The sequence below is a fragment of the Paucibacter sp. JuS9 genome, from assembly GCF_044043925.2.
Lineage (GTDB): Bacteria > Pseudomonadota > Gammaproteobacteria > Burkholderiales > Burkholderiaceae_C > JAUASW01.
In genome coordinates this window covers 3,119,280-3,136,403 of record NZ_CP194172.1, presented here as the reverse complement: position 1 = coordinate 3,136,403, position 17,124 = coordinate 3,119,280, and the positions used below count along the sequence as shown (strand labels likewise).

Sequence of the window (17,124 nt, the reverse complement as noted above, 5' to 3'; positions counted from 1 at the left end):
GCCTCGGCAGATCAGCGCAGCGCAGTGCGCGCAGCCGCCAGCGTTGCTTCGAGGTCGGCCTGGCTGTGGGCGGCTGAGACGAAGCCGGCTTCGTAAAGCGCCGGTGCCAGGTAGACGCCCGCATCCAGCATGCCGTGGAAGAACTTGTTGAAGCGTTCCTTGTCGGTCGTCATCACCGTCTGGTAGTTTTGCGGCAGCTCATCCATCAGGAAGAAGCCGAACATGCCGCCCTGGCTGTCGACGCTGAAGGGAACGCCGTTCTCGGTGGCGACCTGCTTCAGGCCATTGACCAGGAACTGCGTCTTTGTCGCCAGCGCTTCAAAGAAACCGGGCTTCTGGATCTCGCGCAGCGTGGCCAGGCCGCAGGCGGTGGCCACGGGGTTGCCGGAAAGCGTGCCGGCCTGATACACGCCACCCAGCGGCGCCAGGTGCTTCATGATTTCGCGGCTCGCGCCGAAGGCGGCCAGCGGCATGCCGCCGCCAATCACCTTGCCGAACACCGAGACATCGGGCTTGAAGCCCGGCAGGAGTGTGGCGTAGTGGCCTTGCGCGGAATGCAGGCCGACGCGGAAGCCGGTCATCACCTCGTCGAACACCAGCAGGGCGCCGTACTCGGTGCACAGTTCGCGCAGCCGCTTGACGAAGGGCAGGGCGGCGCGCACGAAGTTCATGTTGCCGGCAATCGGCTCGATGATCACGCAGGCCAGTTCCTTGCCATGCAGCTGGAAGGCTTCCTCGAGCTGCTGCAGGTTGTTGTACTCGAGCACGAGCGTGTGCTGGGCCACCTCCTCCGGCACACCGGCGCTGGTCGGGTGGCCGAAGGTGGCCAGGCCCGAGCCGGCCTTGACCAGCAGCGCGTCGGTGTGGCCGTGATAGCAGCCCTCGAACTTGATGAACTTGCTGCGGCCAGTGGCGCCGCGCGCCAGGCGGATCGCGCTCATCGTCGCTTCCGTACCTGAAGACACGAGGCGCACCTGCTCGATGCTGGGCACCAGCTTGATGATCTCTTCGGCCAGCTCGATCTCGCGCTCGGTCGGCGCGCCGTAGCTGAAACCCTCGCGCGCGGCCGAAATCACGGCCTCCAGCACGGCCGGGTGGCCATGGCCGAGGATCATCGGGCCCCAGGAGCCGATGTAGTCGATATAGCGCTGGCCTTCGGCGTCATAGATATAGGCGCCGTCGCCCCGCGTGATGAAACGAGGCGTGCCGCCGACAGCGCGGAAGGCACGCACGGGCGAATTCACGCCGCCAGGGATCACGCGCTGGGCGCGCTCAAACAGCGATTGGTTGCTCATATGGGAAATCTTCAGTGCATGCGGCGCGGCGCGCGGGTCGTCGGCTCGGCCGGGGTTTCTTCTTCATCCTCTTCCGGGGCCTGGAGCGCGATCGCGAGTGGGTTCTCGCCCAGCTCTTCGCCTTCCTCGCCCTCGGGCGGCAGGGCCCAGAAGAAGCGGTCGGGAATCACATTGCCCATGCCGGGCCGGAAGCCGGCGTCCAGCGACTGGTCCAGGAAGGCCAGGGCCTCGCCCACCGCCTCATGCGGCTCGGCGCCTACGGCCATCAGCGCGGCCAGCGAGCTGGACAGCGTATCGCCCGCGCCGACGAAGTTGACTTCGAAGCGCTCGAACTTCTCACCGGTGATCGGACCTTGCGGATTGGCCAGCACGTTGTCGACGAACTGGTTGGGCAGGCTGATGCCTGTGACCAGCACCTGCGTCGCGCCATGCTCGCCAGCGGCCACGGCCAGTTCGCGGGCCGAGGCCGGGCGCTCGCTGTCCCAGTCGGGCAGCAGGAAGTCGGTCAGGGTCTTGTGGTTGCCCACCAGCACCGAGGTCTGCGGCAGCACCAGTTCGCGAAAGGCGTCCAGATAGCTTTGCTGCTGCTCTTCATCCAGCCAGGAAATGGCCGGCAGATAGGCCACCAGGGGCACGTCCGGGTAGTCGCTGAGCACCTCGGCCACGGCGCTGACGCCCTCGGCGCTGCCCAGGAAGCCGACCTTCCAGGCACTGATGGTGATGTCTTCGAGGATGCTGCGGGCTTGCTCCACGATGGTGTCGCTGTCCAGTACCTGCTGGTCAAAGACCTCGGCGGTGTCTCGCAGCAACACTGCTGTAACCACGGGCAAGCAATGCGCGCCCATGGCGGCAATGGTGGCAATATCGCAGGCCAGACCGCTGGCGCCGCTGGGCTCGCTGGCATTGAAGGACATGACGCAGGCGGGCGATTGGGCCTCCTGCTCCGCTGGCAGCGCAGATTCGGCGCCGGCGGGGATTTCGGTTTTGCTCATGGTGCGGCGCTGGTTGGATGGCTGTTGAGCGGCTGGCCGCAGGCGGCTTTTTCGCCACGTTGGGATCAGTTTGCCGGTAAAAATGCACGGCCCCCTGAAGCGTCACATGCGGGCTTTCTCTCTCTATAAACGGCCCGACAGGCGTGGCTACAATCTTTGGCATTGTAGTGACCTGACAAAGCTATCGTGAGCGAACCTAGTACCTGGATGTGCCTGATCTGCGGCTGGATTTATGACGAGGCCGCCGGTGATCCAGAACATGGCATCGCTGCCGGTACCGCCTGGGCCGATGTGGACATGAACTGGACCTGTCCCGAATGCGGCGCCCGCAAGGAAGACTTCGAGATGGTGCGTATCTGATCTATCGATTGATTGCTTGATCAGCGCTCCGTTCCCGGGCTGAAGCCCCTAGATGTCGAGGAGACCCAGCTTGGATGTTTCTGCTCCTGAAGGCGCGCCCGCGAGCGTCAAGGTGCTGGTCATTGACGACAGCAACACGATCCGCCGCAGCGCCGAGATCTTTCTGAAGCAGGGTGGCCACGAAGTCGTGCTCGCCGAAGACGGCTTTGATGCGCTGTCCAAGCTGAGCGACTACCACCCCGACCTGGTGTTCTGCGACATCCTGATGCCGCGGCTCGATGGCTACCAGACCTGCGCCATCATCAAGCGCAATCCGCATTTCGCCGCCGTGCCGGTGATCATGCTGTCCAGCAAGGACGGCCTGTTCGACAAGGCGCGCGGCCGCATGGTCGGGTCGCAAGACTACCTGACCAAGCCCTTCACCAAAGACCAGCTGCTGCAAGCCGTGCAGCTGCATCGCCCGGCTGCTGCCTAAAGCGACCCAGGCACCGAGGAGAACCAGATGCCTATCCAGAAGATCCTGCTTGTCGACGATTCCAAGACCGAGCTGCACTACCTCAGCGAGATGCTGGTGAAGCGCGGCTTTGCGGTGCGCACGGCCGAGAACGGCGAAGAGGCCTTTGCGCGCCTGTCCGAAGAAAAGCCCGACCTGATCCTGATGGACGTGGTGATGCCAGGCCAGAACGGCTTCCAGCTGACCCGCGCCATTACCCGTGACGAGCGCTTCACCGATGTGCCGGTGATCATGTGCACGAGCAAGAACCAGGAGACGGACAAGGTCTGGGCCACCCGGCAGGGTGCCAGCGACTACGTGGTCAAGCCGGTCAAGGCGGAAGAGTTGCTGGCCAAGATCAAGGCCTTGGGCTGACACCGTGGCCAACAAGGAAGCGCTGAAGGAACTCCAGCACCGGCTCGCCGAGCGCATGCAGGCGGCGCGCGAGCAGCCGTCCACCGCCAGCTGGCTGGCGGTCGAGGCGGCCGGCGTTGGGCTGTTGTTCTCGCTCGGTCAGGCAGCCGAGATCTTTACCCCCGTACCCATGAAGGTCGTGCCCTATGCCCAGCCCTGGCTGGCCGGCGTGGCCAATCTCCGGGGCGGGCTCTTCACGGTGGTCGACCTGGCCGCCTTCCTGGGTCTTCGCGAGGCCGGCCAGGCCGCCTCGGGCTCCCGCCTGGTGACCCTGAATGCCGATCTGCACATGAACTGCGCGCTGCAGGTCGACAAGTTGCTGGGCCTGCGCGGCAATGAGCAACTGCAGCCGGATACCGAAGAGCTGCCGGCCAGTCGGCCGCGTTATGCCGGCGCCCTGATGCGGGACGCCGATGGGCGGCGCTGGCAGGTGCTGGATCTGGAAGCGCTGGTTCGCAATGAGCGCTTTGTTCGAATCGTGGTCTGAACGGCGCTGCGTCGCCAAGCTGAACAAGAGGGTGTAATGAGCTTCCTGGACAAGATCAAAAACCTCGGCAAAACCGACCAGCAGGGGCAACAGGACGATGAGCATCACACGCTCAGTCCTTCCGGCCATATGCCGCTGGACAGCGGCAGCCGCCCGGAGTCTTCCATCATTTCGGAGGCCGTGCCCTCTGAGCAGCAGTTGCCGCCCGAGTTCAACGAGACCGGCAGCTTTGCCAGCACCTCGGCCGTGAGCGACACCGTGATCGGTGCCGAGCGCGCCGAGGCAGTCAAGAAGAGCAGCGCACGCAACCAGCGCGCGCTGACCGCAGCCGTCGCCCTCGGCCTGATCGGTACCGCCGCCGGCGTGAGCTTCATCGTGGCCGGCGCCAACAAGACGGCCGCCCAGGTGCGCGCCACCGGTCAGGCCATGATGCAGTCGCAACGCATGGCCAAGGCCGTGTCTTCGGCCATCATCGGCAGCCCCGGCGCCTTCACCGAGCTGCGTGAATCGGTGCAGACCATCACCAGTGTGGTCAGCGCCCTGCGCACCGGCCAGGGCGAGATCGCCATTGCACCGACCTCGCTGCAGCCCGATCTCGAGAAGCTGCAGCCCCTGGTCACCCGCGCCGAAAAGAGCGGCCGCCTCGTGATCGACCAGGAAAAGGTGCTCACGCAGGTGGGCACGGCACTGCGCGCGATCAACCGCCAGTCGTCGGACTTGCTGGAAAGCGCCGAAGCCGCAGCCTCGCAAGCGCTGCAGGCCAATGCCTCGCCTGCGGAAATTTCCGCGGTCGGCCAACTGGTGATGCTGACCCAGCGTATCGGCAAGAGCGCCAACGAATTCCTGACGCCCGAAGGCGTGAGCCCTGAGGCGGTGTTCCTGCTCGGCAAGGACTTGAATGCCTTCCGTGAAATCACGCAGGGCCTGATTTCGGGCAGCCCCTCGCTGCGTCTGCCGGGCGCTCGCGATGCGCAGCTGAAAGAGCGACTGAACACGCTCTTGAAGCAGTATGAAGATACGCGCATTCAGGCTGCCGCCATCCTGTCCAATCTGCAGGGCCTGGTGACGGCCCGCGATGCGCAGACCGCCATCCTGACCGACAGCGAACCGCTGCGCAAAGGCCTGGACGGCATTGCCCAGCAGATCGAATCCAGCGGCGGCGTGAAGTTCTGGCAGCTGCTGCTGCTGCTGGGCTCGCTGAGCGCCATGGTGGTCGGTGCGCTCGGCTTCCTGCGCCTCTATGTGGCTGACCAGAAGTCGCGCGCCACGATGGCTGAAGAACAGAAGGCGCAGGCCGAGGCGGAGCAGGCCGAAGCCAAGCGCGTGAACGACGCCAACCAGGCCGCCATTCTGCGTTTGATGAACGAACTGCAAGCGGTTGCTGAAGGCGACCTGACGCAGCAGGCCACGGTGACGGAAGACATCACTGGCGCCATTGCCGACTCCGTGAACTACACGGTGGAAGAGCTGCGCAACCTGGTGACCCAGGTGCAGGGCACGGCCGCACGGGTGACGGAAACGACCGGCCAGGTCGACCAGACCTCCACCGAGCTGCTCGCTGCCTCCACCGAACAGCTGCACGAGATTCGCGCCACCGGCGAGGCCGTGCTGCAGATGGCGGGTCGAATCAACGAGGTGTCGGGCCAGGCGCAGCAGACCGCCGAGGTCGCGCGCCAGTCGCGTCAGGCGGCCGAGCAGGGCCTGCAGGCGATGCAGAACAACATCGCCGGTATGAACCAGATCCGCGACCACATCCAGGAGACTTCCAAGCGCATCAAGCGCCTGGGCGAGTCCTCGCAGGAAATTGGTGAAATTACCGAGCTGATCTCGGACATTACCGAGCAGACCAACGTGCTGGCCCTGAACGCTGCCATTCAGGCGGCGTCCGCGGGTGAAGCCGGTCGCGGCTTCTCGGTGGTGGCGGAAGAAGTGCAGCGACTCGCCGAGCGCTCGGGCGACGCCACGCGGCGAATCTCGGTGCTGGTCAAGACCATTCAGACCGACACCCACGACGCCGTGGCGGCCATGGAGCGCTCCACGGTCGGTGTGGTCGAAGGTACCAAGCTGTCTGACGCGGCCGGCAACGCACTGGAAGAGATCGACAAGGTGTCGCGTCGCCTGGACGAGCTGATTGCGCAGATTTCGCAACAGGCCCTGAGCGAAGCACAGTCGGCCAACGAAGTGGCGTCTAACATCCAGCACATTTTTGCGGTGACCGAGCAGACCGGCGAGGGCACGCGCTCGACGGCCTCGATGGTGCATGAGCTCTCGCGATCTGCGGAAGCGCTGCGTCAATCGGTGTCCCGCTTCAAGGTCGGCTGAAGCCTGACCCGCACAAACAGCGAATAAAGGCAAGGCATGGACCTCGCGCGCGATTCTGAATTTCCGGCTGACCTGAGTCCGCTGGCCTGGGTGCAGGAGGAGTTGCGCCGCTCGCTGGAGGCGGTTCACAAGAGCCTGCGCCGGCTGCTGCGTGACGGCGACACCCGGATTTCAACCGTCGGCTTCGACACCAAGGGCACGCCCAGCCAGTCGTTGACCCATGCGGCAGCGCAGCTGCACCAGGTGGCGGGCGTGCTCACGCTCGTGGGCCTGCCGGCCGGCGCGGCGGTGCTGCGGGCCGCCGAGAAGGCCGTGTCCACCCTGGCGGCCCAACCGATCGCGGTGGACCTGGCCGCTGTCGAGACCATCGAGCGCGCCAACTTTGCGTTGCTCTCGCTGATCGCCAAGATGCTGGCCGGCGCCAAGCCGAGCACGCTGGCGCTGTTCCCGAGCTATCGCGCGCTGCAGGATTTCAACAGCGCCGAGCGCATCCATCCGGCCGATCTCTGGCAGTACGAATGGGAGTGGCGCGAGCTGCCGACAGACGCGCGTCCGCAGGCCGTCGAGTCGGCCCGCGCTGCCTTCGAATCGGCACTGCTCAAGCAGATGCGCCAGCCCAGCGGTGCGAACGCCAGCCAGTTGAGCGATCTCTGCGCCGGCCTGGCCGCAGGTGCCAGCGCTCGCGAGATGCGCTGCCTGTGGCAGCTGGCCGCCGGCGTGTTCCAGGCCGAGGCCCAGGGCCTGCTGGTCCAGGATGCCTATCTGAAGCGCCTCGGTTCGCGCCTGCTGGCGCAGCTTCGCCAGCCGCGTGTTGACGAGAGCTTGCTGCAGCTCGCCCGCGACCTGCTGTTCTTCTGTGCCCACGCCAAGGTGCCGGCGGCCGCGCAGGCACCGCGCCTGCAACAGATCCGCAAGAGCTACTCGCTTGCTGAAGAGCTGGTGGGTGACTACGAAGACGACAGCCTCGGCCGCATCGACCCGGCCTGGGTGGCGCAGGCGCGCCGCCGCGTGGCCGTGGCCAAGGAAAGCTGGTCCACCACGGCCGAAGGCGAAAGCCATCGCCTGGCAGGCCTGGACGAGCAGTTCGCGGCCGTGTCCGAGTCGCTTGCCCGCCTGTTCCCGAGTGGTGAGGTGCTGGGCGAAACCATGCAGCGGGCCATCGTGGCCACGCTGCGCTCCGGCAAGCCGCCGGCGCCGGCCCTGGCGATGGAAATCGCCACCGCCATCCTCTACGTCGAAGCGGCGCTGGACGACGCCGCCTTCGACCATCCCGACCAGGCAGCGCGCGTCAAGCGCCTGGCCGGCCGCATCGAGGCCGTGGCCCATGGCGATGCGCCCCAGGCCCTGGAAGCCTGGATGGAAGAGCTGTACCGCCGCGTCTCCGACCGCCAGACCCTGGGCAGCGTGGTGCATGAGCTGCGTCATACGCTCTCGGACGTCGAGAAGCGGGTCGATGACTATTTCCGCGCGCCGACTCAGCGCGAGCTCCTGATTCCCGTGCCGGGTCTCCTGGGTTCGATGCGCGGCGTGCTCAAGGTGCTGGGCCTGGACCAGGCCGCGCTGTGCTGCCTGCGCATGCGCGATGTACTGGATGAACTGGCCAACACCGAGGTCGATGCCAACCTGCCGGCCGCACGTGCCGGTTTCGAGCGCCTGGCCAACAACCTGGGCGCCCTGGGTTTTCTGATCGACATGCTGAGCGTGCAGCCGGCCCTGGCCAAGCGCATGTTCGCCTTCGACGAAGAAACCGGCACCCTGGCACCGGTCATGGGCCGTGCGGACGATGTGGCCAGCACCCTGGTGCTGCCGGAGCTGACAATTGCCGGTGACCTGGACGAGCCCGAGATCTCGCTGGACTTCGGCGCAGGTGCGCAAGCGCCCGCTCCGCAAGTTGTGGCACCGCCGCCTGCACCCACGCCGCCGGCCGCCGTACCTGCGCCTGCTCCGGCCGTCTTCGTGGACGAGCCCATGGACGAGGAGATGCTGGGCATCTTCCTGGAAGAGGCCAACGAGGTGGTGGCCACCGCCCGCAAGGCATTGGCCGCGCTTGAGCAGGATCCGCAGGACCGCGAGCAACTGACCACGGTGCGCCGTGCCTTCCATACGCTCAAGGGCAGCTCACGCATGGTGGGGCTGGCCAACTTCGGTGAGGGCGGCTGGGCTTGCGAGCAGCTCTACAACCAGTGGCTGACCGACGGCAAGCCGTTCGACATGGCTTTGCAGGGCTTCACCGACGAAGCGCTGGACTACTTTGCCGAATGGACCGAGGCAATCCAGGCCGGCGAGTCGCGCGGCCACGGCCATGCGGCGCTGCGCGCCAGCGCCGATGCCCTGCGACTCGAGGGTCGGGTCCTGCCCCTGGTCTGGCCGGGCAGCGAAGCGCCGGTAGAAGCGGCTCAGGACGTGCCGGCTGAAGTCGCGGCCGAGCTGCCTGTGGAGCCGTCGATTGAAGTCGTTGAGGCGGTCAATGAAGCGCTTGCTGAGCCGACGCCTGAGCCGGTCATTGAGCCGACATCTGTGCCGGCCGTCGAGCCCGATGAGCCTGCAGAACCGACGCTGGTCGTCGCCGCAGCCGAGGTCGTCGAGGTGCCCGGGCTGCTGGACATCCTGGATGTGGGCGAGCCGCAGACCCTGGCCGAGATGCGCGAGCTTTCTGCGCTGCCGGTGACCGACAGTCAGTGGGGCGCCACTCTGCCGATGGACGCGCTGCCCGAGCTGGCTCAGGGCAAGCTCGAACCCGACCTGCTGCTGGAGCCGGCGCCCGAACTGTCGCTGGACATGGTGGTGCTGGACCTGGATCCGGAGCCGGCTGCCGAAAGTGCGGAAGTTGTCGACCCGGCGCCCGAGCCGATCGAAGACCTGCTCGATCTGGACCTGCTGGCCGAAGCCAGCCCGGTCGAAGCGCAAGCACCCAAGCCCGAAGCCGAAGCGCTGCCCGAGTTTGCGTTGGACATGCAGCTGGGCGAGGTGGTGCTGCCGCCCGAGCCGGCCCCGGAGCCCGTGGCCGAACTGCCCGAGGTGGTCGAGGTCGACGCGTTTGCCGAGCCCGGCGCCACCGAGCTGCTGGACCTGTCCAGCTTGTCTGAAGAACCCGCCGCGCCGCCGCCGGCCGCAGAAGCTCAGGAGCCGCTCGAGCTGCTGGAACTGCCCGAGCTCGCGGCCGAGCCTGAGGTGCAGGCCGAGCCGGCCCATGAGCGCACGCTGGTGCTGGTGCCGCCGCCGGCCGTGCCCGAGCCGGAGCCCGAGCCGGCAGAGGTGCAAGCCGAGGCGCCGGAAGAGGACAGCGTCAAGGTCATCGGTCCGCTGCGCATCAGCATCAGCCTGTTCAATATCTTCCTGAACGAGGCCGACGAGCTGTCGCGCCGCCTGTCCAACGACCTGGCCGAGTGGGCGCTGGCGCTTGACGGCGTGCCGCCGCCCTCCAACGAGGCCCTGGCCCATTCGCTGGCCGGCAATGCGGCGACGGTCGGCTACGAAGATCTGTCGCAGCTGGCCCGTGCCCTGGAGCATGCCTTGGGCCGTGCCCAGCATGCGAGCAAGGTCGAGATGCCGGTTGCGAGCGTCTTCGTGCGCAGTGCCGAGGAAATCCGACGCCTGCTGCACCAGTTCGCCGCCGGTTTCCTGAAGCCGGCCGATGCCGAGCTCCTGCTGGCCCTGAATGACTACCAGCCCGAGGATGCGCGTGAAAGCGTTGCAACCGAGGACATGCTCGACGATGAGGACGAGCCGGGCGCCATGCAGGTGTCCGTCCCGGCACCGCCGGCCAATGTGCTGGCCAGCCCCGATCCTCTGCCGGCAGTCGAGGCCTTCCCCCTGGGCGAGGCCGACCAGATCGATGGCGAGCTGTTCCCGATCTTCGAGGAAGAGGCGGCCGACCTCCTGAGCCAGCTGCATGCGGGCATGCGCGACTGGGTGAATCATCCTGGTGATACGGCCCGTGCCGGCGCCACGATGCGCGCGCTGCACACCTTCAAGGGCGGCGCCCGCCTTTGTGGCGCGATGCAGTTGGGCGAGCAGGCCCACTTGATGGAATCGGCGGTCGAGGCCCTGCTTTCACGCGGTGATGTGAAGGCCGCCGATGTGCAGGAGCTGCAACATCGCGGCGACGCGCTGGAGCATGGCTTCGAGCAGTTGCTGGCTCGCCTGGCTGCGCCGGTGCCCTCTGTTGTTCCTGTCGTCGCTCCTGTTGCTGCACCGGTCTTCGCACCCGTCGTCACGGCACCGGTGGCTGCTCCGATCCCGGAGCCGGAAGTCGAGGCGGTCGAGGCGATCGATGCCGTCGCACCGCCGCCGGAAGCGGAAACGGCCGAAGCGACCGCCGAAGCGACCGGCGAGACGTCCGTGCAACCGGTAGCAGCGCCCGCCGCCCAGATCGACTGGGGCAGCCTGTCGGTCGAGGAAACCGAGCCGACGCTGGAAGGCGTTTCGCAGGCTCAGGCCCTGGTGCGGGTGCGTGGCAATCTGCTCGAGCGCATGGCTGCTCAGGCAGGCGAGGTCGGCATCCGCCGCGCGCGCCTGGAGTCCGAGCTGTCGCAGATGAAGAGCGGCCTGCTCGACCTGGAAGACAACCTGGAGCGGCTGCGCGGACGACTGCGCGAACTGGAAGTGCAGGCCGAGGCGCAGATCGACTCGCGCCAGGAGGCGGCCCGAATGGCCGGCCGCGATTTCGACCCGCTCGAGTTCGACCGCTACACCCGCTTCCAGGAACTGACCCGCATGATGGCCGAGGCCGTCAACGACGTGGCCACGGTCCAGCGCAGCCTGCAGAAGAACGTGCAGTTGGGCGAAGACGAGTTGGCCGGTCAGTCGCGACTCACGCGTGAGCTGCAGGACGATTTGCTGCGCACCCGCCTTGTCGAGTTCGACAGCCTGGCCGAACGGATGCACCGCGTGGTGCGCCAGGCCGCGCGCGATGCCAACAAGCAGGCGCGGCTGGAGATCGTCGGCGGCCACATCGAGCTGGATCGCTCGGTGCTGGAACGCATGATCGGCCCCTTCGAGCACTTGCTGCGCAACAGCGTCAGCCACGGCATCGAGGCACCCGAGGTGCGTGCTGCCAAGGGCAAGGACGCGACCGGCACGCTGCGCGTGGCGCTGCGCCAGGAAGGCAATGAGATCCTGATCGACTTCGGCGACGATGGCGCCGGCCTCAACCTGGAGCGCATCCGCGAACGCGGTACGCAGCTGGGGCTGATCCAGCCGGGCCACGCCATCAGCGAGCCGGAGTTGATGGACCTGATCTTCGCGCCGGGCTTCTCCACCGCTGCCACCGTCACCGAGCTGTCGGGCCGCGGCATCGGCATGGATGTGGTGCGCTCTGAAGTGAACACCCTGGGCGGCTATGTGGACATCCAGTCCACGCCGGGGCAGGGCGCGCATTTCGATGTGCGCTTGCCGCTGACCACGGCGGTCAGCCAGATCGTGCTCCTGCGCCATGGCGAAGACACGGTGGCCGTGCCGGCCGTGCTGATGGAAGGCCTGCGCCGGGTCGAGCTGGACAAGGTCGAACAGGCCTACGCCAGCGGCCAGATCGAGATTGGCGGCGAGCACCTGCCGATGTACTGGCTGGGCGGCCTGATGGGCCAGGGTGCCCGCGGCCACCTGCATGGCAAGCATGCCTCGGTGGTGGTGGTGCACAGCGCTCACCAGCGGCTGGCATTGCATGTCGACGAAGTGCTGGGCAAGCAGGAAGTGGTGATCAAGAACCTCGGCCCGCAGTTGCGCAGCGTGCCGGGCCTGGCTGGCATCAGCCTGCTGGCATCGGGCGAGGTAGCGCTGATCTACAACCCGGTCGCCCTGGCCAACCGCTTCGGTGCCGCCGCCATGGCGCAGGCCCGCGCGCTGCCCGAGCTGGCCGCGCCGGCAGCGGCCGTGGTCGAGAAGCTGGCACCGCTGGTGCTGGTGGTCGACGATTCGCTGACCGTGCGTCGCGTCACCCAGCGCCTGCTGGAGCGCGAAGGATTCCGTGTCGAGCTGGCCAAGGATGGCCTGGAAGCACTGGAGAAGCTGGGCGGCGACGAGTTGCCGAGCGTGGTGCTCTCCGACATCGAAATGCCCCGCATGGACGGCTTCGACCTGGTGCGCAACCTGCGCGGCGACGCTCGACTGGCCCAGCTGCCGGTGATCATGATCACCTCGCGGATTGCCCAGAAGCATCGCGACTATGCGCATGAGCTGGGCGTCGATCATTACCTGGGCAAGCCCTATGACGAAGAGCAACTGCTGGAGTTGATCGGCAAGTACACTGCCTGATTGTTCAAAGCGGCGGCCCCTCGCGGGCCGCCGCGCCTTGCGGCGCGGGACTGTGCCGACAAGAGCAGCAGCACCTGCAACACGAGCAGATTCAGCCCAGGGAGGAAGGCCCAGGGTCCCCCTGACGGGAACCATAGCCAAAGCCATGTCCGAAGTTGTAGACCATCTGGCCGAGATGACTCGGTTCCGTGACCGGGACGTGATGGACGTCACCCTGGTCTCGGCATTGCGCGACCTGCTCGAGCCGCTGTCCGCGGCCATCTACCGCTGCGTCGGCGAGCCCGGCCAGGAGCGCTGGCTGACGCGTGCCCGGCTGCGCGCCAACGACATCGTCGCGAGCGCCGATTCGCTCTGGGCATCGCCTGAAAGCCTGCCGCTGGCGGCCGACGAACCCCTGCGTCTGGAGTGCATGACGCATCGCGGCATCCTGCAGACCCGCAGGGGCGACCATTGGCTGACCCTGTTCCCGCTTTCCACCGAGCGCGAAGTGCTCGGTGTGATGGAAGTCGAAACACTGGCGCCGCTCAAGAGCAACGAGCAGCGCACCGTGGCCAGCATCCTGCGGATCTATCACAACTTCCAGGGCCTGCTCGACTACAGCGAACGCGACACGCTGACCGGACTCCTGAACCGCAAGACCTTCGACGAGAGCTTCCTGAAGGCGGTCAGCGAGCTGCCCGGCGGTACCGAGAAGCTGCACGCAGAAGACGACCGGCGCCATGCAGGCGCTTTACCCAGCTACTGGCTTGGCGTGATAGACATCGACCACTTCAAGAAGGTCAACGATGGCTACGGTCACCTGATCGGCGATGAAGTGCTGCTGCTGCTCTCGCGCCTGATGCGCAACAGCTTCCGCTTCCATGACCTGCTCTACCGCTTCGGTGGCGAGGAATTCGTGGTGCTGATGCGCTGCGACAGCGAGCTTGATGCCGAGCATGCCTTCGAGCGCCTGCGCCACAACGCGGCGCAGTTTTCCTTCCCTCAGGTGGGGCAGATCACGGTCAGTGTCGGTTTCACCGAGGTGCGCGCCGGGGACTCCCCGGCCGGCGCTTTCGAGCGGGCCGACCGCGCGGTCTACAACGCCAAGGGCAATGGCCGCAACCAGGTGCGCAGCTATGCACGCCTGGTGGCCGATGGCCAGTTCAAGGAAGTGGCAGCGGTGAACGCCGTCGAGCTCTTCTGAGCGGGGTGGGCTGAAGCGCGGTCTTCGCGCGGGATTCACCCGCCCTTCATCGGGGTTTAATCAATCGATTGATTAATTTGGCTATGATGGCCGGATGCCATCACCTGCCCAGCTTGCTGTCGATACCCGCCAGCGCCTCCTGATCGAGGCGCGCCGCGCCTTTGCGGCCAAGGGTTTCGCCAAGGCCAGCACCCGCGAGATCTGCCAGGCCGCTCAAGCCAATATCGGCCTGATCTCCTACTACTTCGGCGACAAGGCCGGCCTGTACCGCGAGGTCCTCGTGCAGCCCCTGGCCGAGCTGATGGCCAGCCTGCCGCAGGCCGACGACGACACGCCGCTCGACGAGTGGCTGCACAGCTACTACGAGGCCTTTCTGGCGCCGCTGATCAGCGACGACGCCGGGCTCGCCGAGCTGATGCGCATCTATGGCCGCGAAATGAGCGGCGAGGCCACGGCCTCTTTCGATGAAGCCTGCTCGCAATACATCGTGCCCCAGCACCAGGCGCTGGCCCAGATGCTGGCCCGGCGTGTCGGCGCGCCCAAGGTCGATGAGCAGATCCATCAACTGGTGTTCGCCCTCATGGCCCTGGTCTATGACTACTGGATGTCGGCCGAACACATGGAAGCCTTGGCGCCCGCGCTTTTGAAGGGGCGGGGCGCGTATGAACGGGTGCTGGGTCGCCTGGTCGGCTATGGCCTGGCCCTGATTGATTGCGAACGAAGCCTGAGAACGAAGCAGGGAGGAAGGAAGTGACGATGAAGTGGATGACAAGCAGTGCGACGGCTGTTGCGGCGCTCACGCTGGCCGCCTGTGCAGGCCCGCAGCCGGCGCCGCCAGCGGCCGCGCCGGCGAATTGGCAGGCAAGCCTGCCCAAGAGCGGCGAGCCAGTGGCCGGCGCCGACTGGTGGAAGCGCTTTGACGACCCGCTGCTGGCCGAACTGATTGGCGAGGCGCAGGCAGCCAACCCCGGCGTGCAGCAGGCGCTGGCACGTCTGGCGCAGGCGCGCGCGCTGGCGGGAGCCTGGGGCGGTGCGCCGCAGGTCAACGCAGCGATCTCCAGCCAACGCAGCAAGCCGGTGCCACCGGCCGGCCAGTCCTTGCAGACCCTGAACCTCGCGGGGCTCGATGCACGCTGGGAAGTCGATCTGTTCGCTCGCGCCCGCCAGCAGGATGCGGCGCAGGAGGCTCGCGCCGAGGCCAGCGGCTATGACGCCGCGGGCGTGCGCATCAGCCTGGCCGCCGAGGTGGCGCAGAGCTATCTCGGCTTGCGTGCGTGCGAGTTGCAGGAGCGCATCGCTGGTCAGGATGCCGATGCAACGGCCAAGCTGGCGAGCCTGTCTGCCGAGCGTTTGCGCGTGGGCTTTGAAGCGCCCGGCAACAACGCCTTGCTGCAGGCAGCAGCCTCCGATGGACAGAATCGCCGGCTGGCCCAGCAGGCCGAATGCCAGGTCCTGGTCAAGCAACTGGTGGCGCTGGGCCTGGGCGATGAGGCGGCCTTGCGAGCCCGCCTGGCCGAAAGGCAGGCGAAGCTGCCGGAACCGGGCCGCTTTGCGCTGAACGCCGTGCCGGCGCAGACACTGAGCCAGCGCCCCGATCTGGCTGCTGCCGCCGCGCAATTGCGTGCGGCTTGGGCCGAGGCAGGCGCAGCGCAAGCCGCGCGCTATCCGCAACTCACACTGAGCGGTTCGATCTCGCGTGGCGAGCTGCGCGTTGGCGGCGGCAGCAGCGAGGGCAACGGCTGGTCCATCGGCCCGGCGCTGAGCCTGCCGCTGTTTGACGGTGGCGCACGCAAGTCCCAGGCCGAGGCAGCCAAGGCGGGCTTCGACCTTGCCCAGGCCGGCTACCGCGCTGCCGTGCTGAATGCGGTGCGTGAGGTCGAAGAAGGCCTGGTGCGGCTGGAAGCCAACCTGGCCCGCGAAAGCCATGCGCGCAGTAGCGCCCAGAACTACGCCGCCGCTTTTGCCGCCACCGAACAGCGCTGGCGCAGCGGCCTGGCCAGTGTGGCCGAGCTGGAGGAGGCGCGCCGCCTGGCCCTGGCCGCTCAGTCGGCCGAGGTGCAGTTGCAGCGTGAGCGCATCGGCGCCTGGATCGCCCTCTACAAGGCCGCCGGTGGTGGCTGGAATGCCGCCACTGACGCAGCCAATGCGCGCTGAAGCAGAACACAACGAATCAAGATCATGATGAACAAGCTTTCCCTCACCCCGGTCCTGCTCGCCGTGTCGAGCCTGATGATTTCCGTGGCCAATGCAGCCGATGCACCGGCCAAGGCTGCGCCTGCTGCCTCGGCCGCCAAGTCCCGCCCGGCATTGACCGTCAGCCTGATTTCGCCCGAGCGCAGCGACTGGTCGCAGACGCTCGCCGCCAATGGCAGCGTGGCCGCCTGGCAGGAGGCGCAGATCGGTGCCGAGCTGGCGGGCCTGCGCCTGGCCGATGTGCTGGTCAATGTGGGCGACTCGGTCAGGCGCGGCCAGTTGCTGGCGCGCCTGAACAGCGACACCATCAATGTCGAGCTGGCGCAAAGCCGCGCCGCGCTGGCCGAGGTCAAGGCCCTGGCTGCCGTGGCAACGGCCGATGCAGCCCGCGCCCGCGAACTGAAGGACGGTGGCAGTGGCGCCCTGAGCGCACAGCAGCACGAGCAATACCTCAGTGCCGCAGCGACCGCGCAAGCCCGCGTCGCCGCTGCTGAAGCCCGGGTGAAGGCGGATGAGCTGCGCCTGGCCCAGACCCACATCACCGCGCCGGACGACGGCCTGATCTCGGCCCGCAATACCGCGCTGGGCGCCGTGGCCCAGCCCGGCCAGGAGCTGTTCCGCCTGATCCGCAAGGGGCGCCTGGAATGGCGTGCCGAAGTGCCTGCCGCCGATCTGGTGCGTCTGCAACCCGGCATGACGGTGCAGCTGCAAACGCCCTCGGGCACCTTGAACGGCAAGCTGCGCATGCTGGCGCCGTCCATCGACCCGCAAACCCGCATGGGCCTGGCCTATGTGGACCTGCCGGCCGACAAGAGCCTGCGTGCCGGCAGCTTTGCGCGTGGCGAGTTCCAGCTCGGCAAGAGCGGAGCCCTGAGCCTGCCGGCCACGGCCGTGCAGTTGCGTGATGGCTTTGCCTACGTTTATCGCGTGGGCGCCGACATGAAGGCGCAGCAGACCAAGGTGCAGCTCGGCCGCCGCAGCGGCGAGCGCGTCGAGGTGGCCAGCGGCCTGGCGGCTGATGCCAAGGTCGTGGCCAGCGGTGTTGGCTTCCTGAGCGACGGCGACCTGCTGAAGGTCGTGGTGCAAGCCGCAACCCCGCCGGCCGCCGCCACCAAGCGCTGAAAGCCAGGAGC

12 protein-coding genes are annotated in these 17,124 nt (G+C 67.1%); 10 read left to right on the top strand and 2 right to left on the bottom strand.

Going from position 1 to position 17,124, the window contains the following annotated elements; all coding sequences use genetic code 11:
- Positions 1-11: 11 nt before the first annotated feature.
- A complete protein-coding gene (gene hemL / locus ABT392_RS14075; protein ID WP_334276464.1) occupies positions 12-1,295 on the bottom strand; it encodes a glutamate-1-semialdehyde 2,1-aminomutase in 1,284 nt (427 codons plus the stop codon).
- 11 nt (positions 1,296-1,306) lie between these two features.
- Complete coding sequence (gene thiD / locus ABT392_RS14070; RefSeq protein WP_395385478.1) at positions 1,307-2,287, bottom strand: bifunctional hydroxymethylpyrimidine kinase/phosphomethylpyrimidine kinase; 981 nt, start codon at positions 2,285-2,287, stop codon at positions 1,307-1,309.
- Between the two features lie 207 nt (positions 2,288-2,494).
- Between thiD and ABT392_RS14065 the strand changes: the two genes are divergently transcribed.
- The 10 genes from ABT392_RS14065 to ABT392_RS14020 all read left to right on the top strand — a co-directional run bounded on the left by ABT392_RS14065 (position 2,495) and on the right by ABT392_RS14020 (position 17,113).
- The gene (locus tag ABT392_RS14065; protein ID WP_334276494.1) at positions 2,495-2,647 is read left to right on the top strand and encodes a rubredoxin; all 153 of its coding nucleotides are present in this window, start codon (positions 2,495-2,497) and stop codon (positions 2,645-2,647) included.
- A gap of 70 nt (positions 2,648-2,717) precedes the next feature.
- Positions 2,718-3,122, top strand: coding sequence for a response regulator (locus ABT392_RS14060; protein ID WP_334276463.1), 405 nt, complete (start codon positions 2,718-2,720; stop codon positions 3,120-3,122).
- Between the two features lie 27 nt (positions 3,123-3,149).
- Positions 3,150-3,515, top strand: a complete 366-nt coding sequence (locus ABT392_RS14055) for a response regulator (protein ID WP_334276462.1) — start codon at positions 3,150-3,152, stop codon at positions 3,513-3,515.
- A gap of 4 nt (positions 3,516-3,519) precedes the next feature.
- The gene (locus tag ABT392_RS14050; RefSeq protein WP_334276461.1) at positions 3,520-4,041 is read left to right on the top strand and encodes a chemotaxis protein CheW; all 522 of its coding nucleotides are present in this window, start codon (positions 3,520-3,522) and stop codon (positions 4,039-4,041) included.
- A 36-nt stretch (positions 4,042-4,077) separates the two neighbouring features.
- Positions 4,078-6,363 (top strand): methyl-accepting chemotaxis protein, encoded by a 2,286-nt coding sequence (locus ABT392_RS14045; protein ID WP_334276460.1) that lies wholly within the window; start codon positions 4,078-4,080, stop codon positions 6,361-6,363.
- Between the two features lie 36 nt (positions 6,364-6,399).
- Complete coding sequence (locus tag ABT392_RS14040) at positions 6,400-12,615, top strand: hybrid sensor histidine kinase/response regulator (protein WP_395385479.1); 6,216 nt, start codon at positions 6,400-6,402, stop codon at positions 12,613-12,615.
- A gap of 145 nt (positions 12,616-12,760) precedes the next feature.
- Positions 12,761-13,798 carry a GGDEF domain-containing protein gene (locus tag ABT392_RS14035; RefSeq protein WP_334276458.1) on the top strand — a complete coding sequence of 346 codons (1,038 nt, stop codon included), beginning with the start codon at positions 12,761-12,763 and terminating at the stop codon, positions 13,796-13,798.
- Positions 13,799-13,892: 94 nt separating this feature from the next.
- Positions 13,893-14,552 (top strand): TetR/AcrR family transcriptional regulator, encoded by a 660-nt coding sequence (locus ABT392_RS14030; protein ID WP_334276457.1) that lies wholly within the window; start codon positions 13,893-13,895, stop codon positions 14,550-14,552.
- 2 nt (positions 14,553-14,554) lie between these two features.
- The gene (locus ABT392_RS14025) at positions 14,555-15,952 is read left to right on the top strand and encodes an efflux transporter outer membrane subunit (RefSeq protein ID WP_395385480.1); all 1,398 of its coding nucleotides are present in this window, start codon (positions 14,555-14,557) and stop codon (positions 15,950-15,952) included.
- A gap of 24 nt (positions 15,953-15,976) precedes the next feature.
- Positions 15,977-17,113, top strand: a complete 1,137-nt coding sequence (locus ABT392_RS14020) for an efflux RND transporter periplasmic adaptor subunit (protein ID WP_464970801.1) — start codon at positions 15,977-15,979, stop codon at positions 17,111-17,113.
- Positions 17,114-17,124 lie beyond the last annotated feature (11 nt).

Excerpts from the sequence above, each read along its gene's own strand:
- hemL (WP_334276464.1), bottom strand. The coding sequence starts at position 1,295 with ATGAGCAACCAATCGCTGTTTGAGCGCGCCCAGCGCGTGATCCCTGGC.
- thiD (WP_395385478.1), bottom strand. The coding sequence starts at position 2,287 with ATGAGCAAAACCGAAATCCCCGCCGGCGCCGAATCTGCGCTGCCAGCG.
- ABT392_RS14065 (WP_334276494.1), top strand. The coding sequence starts at position 2,495 with ATGTGCCTGATCTGCGGCTGGATTTATGACGAGGCCGCCGGTGATCCA.
- ABT392_RS14055 (WP_334276462.1), top strand. The coding sequence starts at position 3,150 with ATGCCTATCCAGAAGATCCTGCTTGTCGACGATTCCAAGACCGAGCTG.
- ABT392_RS14045 (WP_334276460.1), top strand. The coding sequence starts at position 4,078 with ATGAGCTTCCTGGACAAGATCAAAAACCTCGGCAAAACCGACCAGCAG.
- ABT392_RS14040 (WP_395385479.1), top strand. The coding sequence starts at position 6,400 with ATGGACCTCGCGCGCGATTCTGAATTTCCGGCTGACCTGAGTCCGCTG.
- ABT392_RS14035 (WP_334276458.1), top strand. The coding sequence starts at position 12,761 with ATGTCCGAAGTTGTAGACCATCTGGCCGAGATGACTCGGTTCCGTGAC.
- ABT392_RS14030 (WP_334276457.1), top strand. The coding sequence starts at position 13,893 with ATGCCATCACCTGCCCAGCTTGCTGTCGATACCCGCCAGCGCCTCCTG.
- ABT392_RS14025 (WP_395385480.1), top strand. The coding sequence starts at position 14,555 with ATGAAGTGGATGACAAGCAGTGCGACGGCTGTTGCGGCGCTCACGCTG.
- ABT392_RS14020 (WP_464970801.1), top strand. The coding sequence starts at position 15,977 with ATGATGAACAAGCTTTCCCTCACCCCGGTCCTGCTCGCCGTGTCGAGC.